Annotated in this window: 11 protein-coding genes; 10 read left to right on the forward strand and 1 reads right to left on the reverse strand. The window is 76.9% G+C overall.

Annotated elements, in window-relative coordinates; translation table 11 throughout:
• Positions 1-176 precede the first annotated feature (176 nt).
• Positions 177-839 (reverse strand): TIGR03085 family metal-binding protein, encoded by a 663-nt coding sequence (locus ACI79R_RS15050; protein ID WP_456574453.1) that lies wholly within the window; start codon positions 837-839, stop codon positions 177-179.
• Positions 840-956: 117 nt separating this feature from the next.
• On the opposite strand from ACI79R_RS15050, the gene ACI79R_RS15055 reads away from it, so the two are divergent.
• From ACI79R_RS15055 to trpC, 10 genes are all read left to right on the forward strand, one after another.
• On the forward strand, positions 957-2,729 hold the full coding sequence (locus ACI79R_RS15055; protein WP_456574454.1) for an ABC transporter ATP-binding protein: 1,773 nt from the start codon (positions 957-959) through the stop codon (positions 2,727-2,729).
• Positions 2,726-4,543, forward strand: coding sequence for an ABC transporter ATP-binding protein (locus tag ACI79R_RS15060; protein ID WP_456574455.1), 1,818 nt, complete (start codon positions 2,726-2,728; stop codon positions 4,541-4,543). The genes ACI79R_RS15055 and ACI79R_RS15060 overlap by 4 nt, the downstream gene beginning before the upstream one ends.
• Before the next feature lie 48 nt (positions 4,544-4,591).
• A complete protein-coding gene (locus tag ACI79R_RS15065; RefSeq protein WP_456574456.1) occupies positions 4,592-5,035 on the forward strand; it encodes a hypothetical protein in 444 nt (147 codons plus the stop codon).
• A gap of 30 nt (positions 5,036-5,065) precedes the next feature.
• Positions 5,066-5,593 (forward strand): hypothetical protein, encoded by a 528-nt coding sequence (locus ACI79R_RS15070; RefSeq protein WP_456574457.1) that lies wholly within the window; start codon positions 5,066-5,068, stop codon positions 5,591-5,593.
• A 10-nt stretch (positions 5,594-5,603) separates the two neighbouring features.
• Positions 5,604-7,259, forward strand: coding sequence for an FAD-binding dehydrogenase (locus tag ACI79R_RS15075; protein WP_456574458.1), 1,656 nt, complete (start codon positions 5,604-5,606; stop codon positions 7,257-7,259).
• On the forward strand, positions 7,256-7,948 hold the full coding sequence (locus tag ACI79R_RS15080; protein WP_456574459.1) for a hypothetical protein: 693 nt from the start codon (positions 7,256-7,258) through the stop codon (positions 7,946-7,948). The genes ACI79R_RS15075 and ACI79R_RS15080 overlap by 4 nt, the downstream gene beginning before the upstream one ends.
• Positions 7,949-7,998: 50 nt before the next feature.
• Complete coding sequence (gene hisI, locus ACI79R_RS15085) at positions 7,999-8,403, forward strand: phosphoribosyl-AMP cyclohydrolase (RefSeq protein ID WP_456574460.1); 405 nt, start codon at positions 7,999-8,001, stop codon at positions 8,401-8,403.
• On the forward strand, positions 8,400-9,926 hold the full coding sequence (locus ACI79R_RS15090; RefSeq protein WP_456574461.1) for an anthranilate synthase component I: 1,527 nt from the start codon (positions 8,400-8,402) through the stop codon (positions 9,924-9,926). Before hisI ends, ACI79R_RS15090 begins: the two co-directional genes overlap by 4 nt.
• On the forward strand, positions 9,923-10,570 hold the full coding sequence (locus ACI79R_RS15095; RefSeq protein ID WP_456574462.1) for a Trp biosynthesis-associated membrane protein: 648 nt from the start codon (positions 9,923-9,925) through the stop codon (positions 10,568-10,570). The genes ACI79R_RS15090 and ACI79R_RS15095 overlap by 4 nt, the downstream gene beginning before the upstream one ends.
• A gap of 90 nt (positions 10,571-10,660) precedes the next feature.
• Complete coding sequence (gene trpC / locus ACI79R_RS15100) at positions 10,661-11,470, forward strand: indole-3-glycerol phosphate synthase TrpC (RefSeq protein WP_456574463.1); 810 nt, start codon at positions 10,661-10,663, stop codon at positions 11,468-11,470.
• Positions 11,471-11,540: the final 70 nt, after the last annotated feature.

An 11,540-nucleotide genomic window follows, 5' to 3' on the forward strand; every position in this document is an offset into this window, starting at 1 on the left:
CCCCCCCCCCCCCCCCCCCCCCCCCCCCCCCCCCCCCCCCCCCCCCCCCCCCCCCCCCCCCCCCCCCCCCCCCCCCCCCCCCCCCCCCCCCCCCCCCCCCCCCCCCCCCCCCCGGCGCGGTCGCCGCCTCGGCGGCGGGGGAGCGGGGGACGTCGGCCACGGACATGCCGCGCACGCTAGGGCCCGGTGGGCTCCCCGGTCACGCGCGAACCGCCGCCCGCCGCGGTGGGATCGTCCTGGCCGACCGTCACCCGGGCGGCGCCGTCCCGCCCGCTGGCCCACATGAGCAGCTCCATCGGCTCGCCGGCGACCGTGCGGGACCCGCGGCCGACCCGTTTCTCCGCACCGGTGTCGGTGCGCCGCAGCAGGGCGCCACCGCGGCGCCGGGCGAACAGCATGGCCGCCCGCCACAGCTGGTCGGCGTCCGCGGCGGCGAGCTCGCGCGGCGTCCAGTCCGGCTGCGCGCGGCGGACGTCCTCGTGGTGGATGGCGTACTCGGCACCGTTGACGAGGTCGCCGACCACCGGCCAGCCCATCGGCGTCCACGGCGGGGCGCCGGCGCGCACCCGGGCGACCACCTCTGCGTAGGGAGTGCCGGTGCGCAGCCGCTCCTCCAGGCGGGCGGCGTGCTCGCGCAGCCGCCGGCCGGCCGGCAGCGCCTCGAGGGCGTACCCGGGGCCGGCGTCGATCCGGCGGTCCCGGACGACGAGGTGCGCGGCCAGGTGCGCGGTCTCCCAGCCCGCGCAGCAGGTGGGCGCCGAGGGGCCCAGCTCGTCGAGCAGGTCGGCGAGCGCGGCCCGCTCGCGGGCGGCCAGCGGAGCGCGGGAAGAACCGGTCACCGCGCCGGGTTACCAGCGCCGAGACCACCGGAAACCCGGCGGTTCCCGTCCGGGGGACGGTCTAGCGTGGCCGAGCAGCGCGCGGACGCCGCCGCCCTGCCGATCCCGAGGAGACCCGTGCCCCGCCGCCGAGACGCCGTCGTCCGGCGTGGTCTGCGCCACATCGGCCTCGCGGTGCGCGAGCAGCCCCGCATGTTCGCCCTCGCCGTGGTGGCCAGCAGCCTCTACGGCGCCATGACGGTGGCCAGCGCCTACGTGATCGGCGGGATCACCGACCGTGTCGTCCTGCCGGCGTTCGAGAGCGGGAGCACCACCGCCGCCGCGCTCACCCTCGCCGCCGTCGCGGTGCTGGCCGTCGCCGTCCTCAAGATCCTGGGCATCCTCGGCCGCCGGCTGTTCGCCGGCGTCATGCAGTACCGCCTGCAGGCCTCCTACCGCCGCCGCGTCACCGGCCAGTACCTGCGGCTGCCGCTGGCCTGGCACCAGCGGCACCCCACCGGCCAGCTGCTGTCCAACGCCAACTCCGACGTCGAGGCCGCCTGGTTCTTCGTCGCGCCGCTGCCCTTCGCCGTCGGTGCCCTGGTGATGATCGCGATCACCGTCGCCGCGCTCGTGGTCACCGACCCGCTGCTGGCGGTCATCGGCCTGGTCGTCTTCCCGCTGGTCTTCGTCCTCAACGCCGTCTACTCGCAGGTCATGAGCCCGCGCATGCAGCGGGCGCAGCAACTGCGCGCCGAGGTCAGCGAGATCGCGCACGAGAGCTTCGACGCCGGCCTGGTGGTCAAGACCCTCGGCCGGGAGGACGTCGAGACCGCGCGGTTCACCGCCAAGGCCGAGGAGCTGCGCGACGGGCTGGTCGCCGTCGGCCGGGTGCGCGGGCTGTTCGACCCGCTCATGGAGGCGCTGCCCAACCTCGGCACGCTCGCCGTCCTCCTGGTCGGCGCCGGCCGGGTCGCCGACGGCGCCACCGAGGCCGGGGCCCTGGTCGCCATCGCCTACCTGTTCACCCTGCTCGCGCTGCCCATCCGCGCGATCGGCTGGGTGCTGGCCGACCTGCCGCGCGCCCTGGCCGGCATCGACCGGGTCACCCCGGTCCTCGACGCCACCGGCGAGACGCCGCACGGCGCCGCGGCCGCGGCCGGCGGAGCCGGTGGCGCGACGCTGGCGCTCGACGGGGTCGCCTTCAGCCACGACGGCACCCGCCCGACGCTCGCCGGCGTCACCTTCGACGTGCCGGCGGGGCGCACGGTGGCCGTGGTCGGCCCGACCGGCTCCGGGAAGTCGACGCTGGCCGGCCTGCTGGTCCGCCTGGTCGACCCCGACAGCGGCGCGGTGCTGCTCGACGGCGTCGACGTGCGCCGGCTGCGCGAGGGCGAGGTCAGCGGCCAGGCGGCCTTCGTCGCGCAGGGCACCTTCCTGTTCGACGACACCGTGCGCGGCAACGTCACCCTCGGCGCCCCGTACAGCGACGCGGAGGTCATGCGCGCGCTGCGCGTGGCCGCCGCCGAGGACGTCGTCGCCCGGCTGCCCGAGGGGCTCGACACCCGGGTCGGCGAGCGCGGCGCCAGCCTCTCCGGTGGCCAGCGGCAGCGGATCGCGCTGGCCCGCGCCGTCGTCCGCCGGCCGCGGCTGCTGGTGATGGACGACGCCACCAGCGCCGTCGACCCCGCGGTCGAGGCCCGCATCCTCGACGCGCTGCGCGACCCCGAGCAGGGCGCGACCGTCGTCGTGGTCGCCTACCGCCAGGCCACCATCGCCCTGGCCGACGAGGTCGTCTGGCTGGAGGGCGGCCGCGTGGTCGACCGCGGCAGCCACGCCGAGCTGGTCGAGCGCGTGCCGGGCTACGCCGCGCTGGTGCGGGCGTACAGCCAGCAGGAGGTGGCAGCGTGAGCTCGCCCGAGCACCGCACCGAGGGCGCCGTGGCCACCCTCCGCCGCGGCCTGCGGATGATGCCCGAGTTCCGCCGGGGGCTGCCGCTCACCTTCGCCCTGGCCCTCGTCGCCACCGCCGGCCGGGTGGTCGTGCCGATCGCCGTCCAGCAGGTGATCGACCGCGGGCTGGCCGGGCCGGGCGGCCCCGACCTCGGCCTGGTCCGCGACCTGGTCGCCCTCTGCGCGCTCGTCGTGCTGCTCACCGGCGTCGCCGTCTACCGGATGAACGTCCGGCTCTTCCGGACGACGGAGACGGCGCTGGCCGGCCTCCGGGTGCGCGCCTTCCGGCACGTGCACGACCTGTCGGTGCTGCACCAGCAGACCGAGCGCCGCGGCTCGCTGGTCTCGCGCGTCACCAGCGACGTCGACCAGCTGTCGACGTTCATGCAGTGGGGCGGTGTGCTCGGCGTGATCAGCATCGGGCAGCTGCTGGTCGCCACCGTCGTCATGGCCGTCTACTCGTGGCAGCTGACCCTGCTGGTGCTGGTCTGCTTCGTGCCGCTGGGCTACGCGGTGCGCTACTTCGCCCGCCGGCTGGCCGTGGTCTACGGCGTGGTCCGCGAGCGGGTCGGCGACGTGCTGGCGGGTGTCTCGGAGTCCGTGGTCGGTGCGTCCACGGTGCGCGCCTACGGCGTCCGCGAGCGGACGGCGGCCCGCATCGACGCCGCCATCGACCGGCACTACCGCGCCCAGGTGCAGGCGCAGAAGACCACCGCCGCGGTCTTCGTCAGCGGCGAGTTCGTGGCCGCGGTCGCCAACGCGGCGGTGATCGTGGCCGGCGTCCTGCTCGGCCTGGCGGGGGACATCACCGCCGGCACGCTGATCGCGTTCCTGTTCCTCGTGTCGCTGTTCGTCGCCCCGGTGCAGACCGCCAGCGAGGTGCTCAACGAGGCGCAGAACGCCGTCGCCGGGTTCCGCCGCGTGCTCGACGTCCTGGACACCGAGCCCGACGTCCGCGACCCGGCCGAGGACGGCGACGCCGCCGAGCTGCCGCCGGGCCCGCTCGGCGTCCGCTTCGACGCGGTCGCCTTCCGCTACACCCCCGAGGGCCGCCCCGCGCTGCGCGACGTGGACCTGGAGATCGAGCCCCGCCGGCGGGTGGCGATCGTCGGCGAGACCGGCTCGGGCAAGACCACCTTCGCCAAGCTGGTGACCCGGCTGATGGACCCCACGGAGGGCACGGTGCTGCTGGGCAGCGCCGCGGCCGGCTGGGTGCCGCTGGACCGCGTGGGCTTCGCCTCGCTGCGCCGGCGGGTGGTGATGGTGCCGCAGGACGGCTTCCTGTTCGACGCCTCGATCGCCGACAACGTCCGCTACGGCCGGCCGGGGCTGACCGACGAGCGGATCACCGCGGCCTTCACCGAGCTGGGCCTCGGCGACTGGCTGGCCGGGCTGTCCGACGGCGTCGCCACCCGGGTGGGCCAGCGCGGGGAGTCGCTGTCGGCGGGGGAGCGGCAGCTGGTCGCCGTCGCCCGCGCCTACGTCGCCGACCCCGACCTGCTGGTGCTCGACGAGGCCACCAGCGCCGTCGACCCGGCCACCGAGCGGCGGCTCACGCAGGCGCTGGACCGGCTGACCTCCGGCCGCACCACGCTGACCATCGCCCACCGGCTGTCCACCGCCGAGCGGGCCGACGAGGTGCTCGTCGTCGACCGCGGCCGGGTGGTGCAGCGGGGCACGCACGCCGAGCTGGTCGACGCCGAGGGGCCGTACGCGCTGCTGCACGCCTCCTGGCGGCGGTCCTCGGCCGGGGAGCCGCAGCCGGCGCTCTGACGCGGGCGCCGGTGCCCGAACCGCCCCGGACGCCCTAGCCTGCGCATCGTGGCTCGCCGACCCGCTGCCGACCGCCCGTCCGAGCGCCGCCGGACCGGGGTGCGGCCGCCGATGCCCTGGCCGGTGGTCGCCTCGGTGGGGCTGAGCGTGGTGGCCGTCGCGGTGCTGCTGATGCTGGCGTTCCTGCTCTACGCCCTCGGCGGTCTCAGCGGCGACGGCGTCCGCGAGCCCTGGGTCTGGGTGGTCATGCTGTGCCCGCTGGTCCAGCTGTTCGGCACGATGTGGCTGGTCACCCGCCGCGGCTGGGTGCCGATGGTCGTGGCCGTGGTGCCGGCGGCGCTGTTCGCCGGGCTGCTGTACGCCAACGCCGGCGAGGGCGGGGTCGGGGCCTGGCCGCTGATGATCGTCGGCTTTCCGCTGGCCGCCGCGGTGCTGGCCGCCAGCCCGCCCTCGCGGCGCTGGCTGGCCGCCTCCTCCGCGCGCACCGCCTGACCTCCCGGGCCGCCGCCCTACGCTCCCGGCATGCCCTCCAGCCGATCCCGGCCGCCGGCGCCGCCGGCGCGGCGGTCGCGGCCGGCGCTCGGCCGCGGCTTCGCGCCCGCCCCCGTGCCGCCGCGGCGCCCGCAGACGGTGCCCTTCGCCGCCGTGTTCGCCGGTCTGGTGGCCGCCGAGGACCTCTACCTCGGCTGGCTGCTCTGGGAGCCGCTCCCCGGCCAGCCGGACGTGCCGGGCGTGCACCGGTACGTGCTGGTCGCCGTGGCGCTGGCGCTGTGGGCGGTCGCCGGCGGGGTCCTCGTCTGGCGGGGCGCGGCCCGCGGCTGGCTGGTGCTCGCCGGCGCCGCCGTCGTCCCGCTGCTGCTGCTCTTGTTCCTCGCCGTGCTGTTCGCCGCCCTCGGCGGCGGGCAGGCGGCGTGGTGGGCGATCCTGCTGCTCGCCGGCCCGGTCGGCTGCCTCGTGCTGGCCTGCGGTCGCCCGGTGCGGGAGTGGACCCGACCCGGCCGGGCGACGCCGCCGCCCGGCCGCCGCCGTTCCGGGGGTCCCGGCCGCTAGCGTCAGCGGCGTGACTACCGACACCGACGTCGTCGTCGTAGGGGCCGGCCTGGCCGGGCTGGTCGCCACCGCGGAGCTGGCCGACGCCGGCAAGCGCGTGGTGCTGCTCGAGCAGGAGCCCGAGGCATCCTTCGGCGGGCAGGCCTGGTGGTCCTTCGGCGGGCTGTTCCTGGTCGACTCGCCCGAGCAGCGCCGGCTGCGGGTGCGCGACTCCCTCGAGCTGGCCCGGCAGGACTGGTTCGGCACCGCCGCCTTCGACCGCGAGGAGGACCACTGGCCCCGCCAGTGGGCCGAGGCCTACCTGCAGTTCGCCGCGGGGGAGAAGCGGGCCTGGCTGCACGGGCAGGGCGTCCGGTTCTTCCCGGTCGTCGGCTGGGCCGAGCGCGGCGGCTACACCGCCACCGGTCACGGCAACTCCGTGCCGCGCTTCCACATCGTCTGGGGCACCGGCCCCGGCATCGTCGAGCCGTTCGCCCGCCGGGTGCGCGAGGCGGTCGACCGCGGGCTCGTGGAGCTGCGCTTCCGGCACCGGGTGTCCGAGCTGGTCGTGAGCGGCGGCGCGGTCACCGGCCTGCGCGGCGCGGTGCTCGAGGCCAGCGACGTCGCCCGCGGGGAGGCCAGCTCGCGCACGGAGGTCGCGCCGTTCGAGCTGTCCGCGCAGGCCGTCGTCGTGACCTCCGGGGGGATCGGCGGCAACCACGACCTGGTCCGCCGGAACTGGCCGGCCCGGCTGGGCCCCGCGCCGCAGCGGCTGCTCTCCGGCGTCCCCGCGCACGTCGACGGGCACATGCTGCAGGCCACCGAGGCCGCCGGCGGCCACCTGATCAACCGCGACCGCATGTGGCACTACACCGAGGGCATCGCCAATCACTCGCCGGTGTGGGCGCGGCACGGCATCCGGATCCTCCCCGGCCCGTCGTCCCTCTGGCTCGACGCCACCGGCAAGCGGCTGCCCGTGCCGCTGTTCCCCGGCTTCGACACCCTGGGCACGCTGGCGCACATCGGCACGACCGGCCACGAGCACACCTGGTTCGTCGCGACGAAGAAGATCGTCGAGAAGGAGTTCGCGCTCTCGGGGTCCGAGCAGAACCCGGACCTCACCGGCAAGGACGTCAAGCTGCTGCTCAACCGGGTCAAGGCCGGCGTCGCCGGCCCGGTGCAGGCGTTCCTCGACAAGGGCGAGGACTTCGTCGTGGCGACGACGCTGCCCGAACTGGTCGCCGGGATGAACCGGATCACGGGGGGCGCACCGGAGATCGCGCTGTCCACGGTGGAGACCGAGGTGGTGGCCCGCGACCGCGAGGTGGCCCACCCGTTCACCAAGGACCTCCAGATGACCGCCATCCGCGGCGCCCGCAGCTACCTCGGCGACAAGCTGATCCGGGTGGCGCCGCCGCACCGGCTGCTGGACCCCGAGGCCGGCCCGCTGATCGCCGTCCGGCTCAACCTGCTCACCCGCAAGACCCTCGGCGGCCTGGAGACCGACCTCTCCGGCCGGGTGCTGCGCTCCGGCGGCGAGGTGTTCCCCGGCCTGTACGCGGCCGGCGAGGTCGCCGGCTTCGGCGGCGGCGGCATGCACGGCTACCGGTCGCTGGAGGGCACCTTCCTCGGCGGCTGCCTGTTCAGCGGTCGCACGGCCGGCCGCGCGCTGGCGGCCGCCCTGTGAGCACGGGCGACCCCTGGGCCGACCCCAGCACCCCGACCGAGCAGGGCGCCCCCTACGCCGGACCGCCGGCCTGGGGCACCACCCCGGCGCCGCCCGGCCCGCCGGGGGCGCCCTACGGATATCCGCCGCAGCCCTACGGGTATCCGCCCCAGCCGTACGGCTACCCGCCCGCGTACGGCTACCCGGTGGCCTACGTGCCGCTGGCGCCGGCCGGGCCGCGGCGCCCCGGCCAGGTCATCACCGCGGCGGTGCTGGCCTTCGTCCAGGCCGGCGTGGTCGCCTTCGCGACCGCCTACGTCTTCCTGTTCGCCTCGCTGTTCGGGCTGGCCGCCGACGGGTTCGGCGACGACGAGGCCGGCTCCCTGGCCACCGAGGCCAACGTGATCGCCATCGTGCAGATCCTGTCGGTGATCGCGCTGGTCACCGGCGGCATCCTCGCCCTGAACCGCAACACCCGGGCCACGTGGACCACGCTGCTGGCGGCGCTGGCCGTGCAGATCGCGCTGTCGCTGTACTGGGGCATCCGGGTGGCCAGCGTGCTCGGCGACGTGCCGGGCCCGGACGACGCCGTCGGCGTGTTCGTCTTCGGAGCCATCTGCTTCGCCGCGGCGCCCGCGGTCGGCATCGGCCTGCTCTGCGCCCGGGTGTCGCGCGACTGGTTCGCTCCCGCTCCGCCGCCCGCGGGCTGAGCGCGCGAGCCGGTGGCCGCGCGGCGGGCGGGTCCGGGGAGAATCGGCGCATGCCCGACGCCCCGCCCGCCCCGGACCTCGACCCCGCGATCGCGGACCTGCTGCGCCGCGACCCCGCCGGCCTGGTCTGCGCGGTCGTCCAGCAGCACGACACCGGCGAGGTGCTCATGGTCGCCTGGATGGACGACGAGGCGCTGCGCCGCACCCTGACCACCGGCCGGGCCACCTACTGGTCGCGCAGCCGCCAGGAGTACTGGGTCAAGGGCGAGACCTCGGGCCACCGGCAGTGGGTGCACGCGGTCGCGCTGGACTGCGACGGCGACGCGCTGCTGGTGTCGGTCGACCAGGAGGGCCCGGCGTGCCACACGGGGGAGCGGTCGTGCTTCCACCGGGAGCTGCCGGCGGTCGTCGCGCAGGGCGGAGCGCCGGAGTCGCGCGAGGGAGGGCAGGCATGAGGCTCGGGGTCACCAGCCCGACGCGGGAGGAGTTCGCCGCGCTCGACCAGCCCGTCGTGCCGGTCACCCGGCGGCTGCTCGCCGACGGGGAGACCGCCGTCGGCATCTACCGCAAGCTGGCCGGCAACCGGCCGGGCACGGTGCTGCTCGAGTCCGCCGAGCAGGGCAAGCAGTGGTCGCGCTACAGCTTCGTGGGGGTGCGCAGCGCCGGCGTGCTGACCGAGCGCGACGGCCGGGCCGAATGGCTGGGCCAGGCGCTGCCCGGGCTGACCGACGACCTCCCGGCCGATCCGCTGGCCGCCGTCCGCACGCTGGCGCGGCGGCTGCGCTCGCCGCGCACGCCGGACCTGCCCCGGCTCACCGGCGGCCTGGTCGGCTATCTCGGCTACGACGTCGTCCGCCGGCTGGAGCGGCTGCCCGAGACGGCCACCGACGACCTGGGCATGCCCGAGCTCGCGCTCATGCTGGTCACCGACCTCGCGGTGCTCGACCACACCGACGGCACGGTCCTGCTGATCGCCAACGCGTTCGCCGGGGTGGCCGGGGTGGGTGGCCAGCAGGGCGCCGGCACGGGGTGGGACGACGCGGTGGCCCGGCTCGACGCGATGGCCGCCGACCTGACCAAGGCCGTGCCGCCGGGCGTGGCCACGTTCGAGACCGCCGAGCCGCCGCCGGTCGCCAGCAACATGGCGCCCGGGGTGTACGAGGCCGGCGTCGAGACCATCCGCGAGCGCATCCGCGCCGGCGACGCCTTCCAGGTGGTGCTGGCCCAGCGGTTCGAGGTGGCCACCGAGGTCGAGGCGCTCGACCTCTACCGGGTGCTGCGGGCGACCAACCCCTCGCCGTACATGTACCTGCTGCGCTTCGCCGGCCGGGAGTCGCCGTTCGACGTCGTCGGCTCCTCGCCGGAGGCGCTGGTGACGGTCACCGGCCGCTCCGCCGTGGTGCACCCGCCGGCCGGCACCCGCCCGCGCGGCGGCTCTCCCGAGGAGGACGCCCGGCTGGCCGAGGGGCTGCTCGCCGACCCCAAGGAGCGCGCCGAGCACGTGATGCTCGTCGACCTCGCGCGCAACGACCTGGGCCGGGTCAGCGTGCCGGGCACCGTCGAGGTGCCCGACTTCATGCGGATCGAGTACTACAGCCACGTCATGCACCTGGTGTCCACGGTGGCCGGTGAGGTGGCGCCGGAGTGGGACGCCCTCGACGTCTTCGACGCGACCTTCCCGGCCGGCACCGTCTCGGGCGCCCCGAAGCCGAGCGCCATGGCGATCATCGAGTCGCTGGAGCCGACCCGCCGGGCGCTGTACGCGGGCACCGTCGGCTACGTCGACGCCAGCGGTGACCTGGACATGGCCATCGCGATCCGGACGGCGGTGCTGCACGACGGGCGGGCCTACGTGCAGGCCGGCGCCGGGATCGTGGCCGACAGCGACCCGGCGACCGAGGAGGCCGAGACCCGGCACAAGGCGCGGGCGGTGCTGTCGGCGATCGCGACGGCGGAGGGCATGCGGGAGGTCCGGTGAGCGGCGCGGGACGCCGGGAGCTGACCGCGGCGGTCGCCGGCTGCGCGGTCGCCGCGGCGCTGGCGCTCTCGGCCGGCGGCCAGGCGTGGGCGACCGTGGAGGTGCAGCGCCGGCCGCCGCTGCCGCCGGTGGTCGAGACGGTGTCCGGCTCGGCGCTCGCCGCCCTCGTGCCGGCCTGCGCGCTGGTCGTGCTGGCCGCCGCGGTGGCGCTGGTCGCCGTGCGCGGCACCGCGCGGGTCGCCGTCGGCCTCCTCACCGCGGTGGCCGGTGGCGTGCTGGCCTGGTCGGGGCTGCGGGTGCTGGTCGCGGGCCTGGACGCCGCCGACCTGCCCGACGGGGGCGGCGCGTCCGACACCGGCCTGGCCGTCGACGTGCACACGGCCTGGCCCCTGCTGACCGCCCTCGCCGGGGTGCTGGCCGTCGCCGCGGCGGTGCTCACGGTGCTGCGCGGCCGCGGCTGGGCGGCCATGGGCCGCCGCTACGAGCGCTCGGCGGGCGCGGCGGAGGCGCGGTCCCGTCCCCGCACCGACGACGACGTCGCCCTGGACGCCTGGCGGGCGCTGGACCGCGGGGAGGACCCCACGGAGGAGGCGCTCGAGCCCCCGACCCGCCCCCCGGACGGGGCCCCCGGCAGCCGCCTCTAGAGTGGGTCCACCCGATCCGGACGGGAAGCCCACCCCGCCCCGCCGGGCAGCACTGCAGTGGGGGTGGCCGCCCAGCAGCGAGGAGGGGTCGTGAACGTCCTCGACGAGATCGTCGCCGGCGTCCGGGAGGACGTCGCCGCGCGGGAGGCGCTCACCCCGCTGGCCGAGGTCAAGGCCGCCGCCCGCGATGCCCGCCCGGCCCTCGACGCCCTGGCCGCGCTGCGCGCGCCCGGTGTCGGCGTCATCGCCGAGGTCAAGCGGCAGAGCCCGTCGAAGGGCCCGCTGGCCGACATCCCCGACCCCGCCGTGCTGGCCGCCCAGTACGCCGACGGCGGCGCCCGGGTGATCAGCGTCCTCACCGAGCGCCGCCGCTTCGGCGGCAGCCACGCCGATCTCGCCGCCGTCCGCGCCGCGGTCGAGGTGCCGGTGCTGTGCAAGGACTTCGTGGTCAGCAGCTACCAGGTGCACGAGGCGCGGGCGCACGGGGCCGACGTCGTCCTGCTGATCGTCGCCGCGCTGGAGCAGAACGCCCTCGTCGGCCTGCTCGAGCGGGTCGAGTCGCTGGGCATGACCGCCCTGGTCGAGGTGCACACCGAGGCCGAGGCCGACCGCGCGCTCGACGCCGGCGCCGCGGTGATCGGCGTCAACGCCCGCGACCTCACCACCCTGCAGGTGGACCGCGGCACCTTCGAGCGGATCGCCCCCGGGCTGCCCTCCGGGGTGGTCAAGGTCGCCGAGTCCGGCGTCCGGGGCCCGCACGACCTCATCTCCTACGCCGGCGCCGGGGCCGACGCCGTCCTGGTCGGCGAGGGGCTGGTCACCGCCGGCGACCCGCGCCAGGCCGTCGCCGACCTGGTCACCGCCGGGTCGCACCCGGCCACCCCGCGCACGACGCGCTGATCCCGGCCTCCCTGCACGGGCCCGCCGCGAGCCTGCGAGCGGTGGGGGGCAGGGAGGTCCTTACTCTGGG

This window comes from Blastococcus sp. SYSU D00820 (assembly GCF_054050695.1).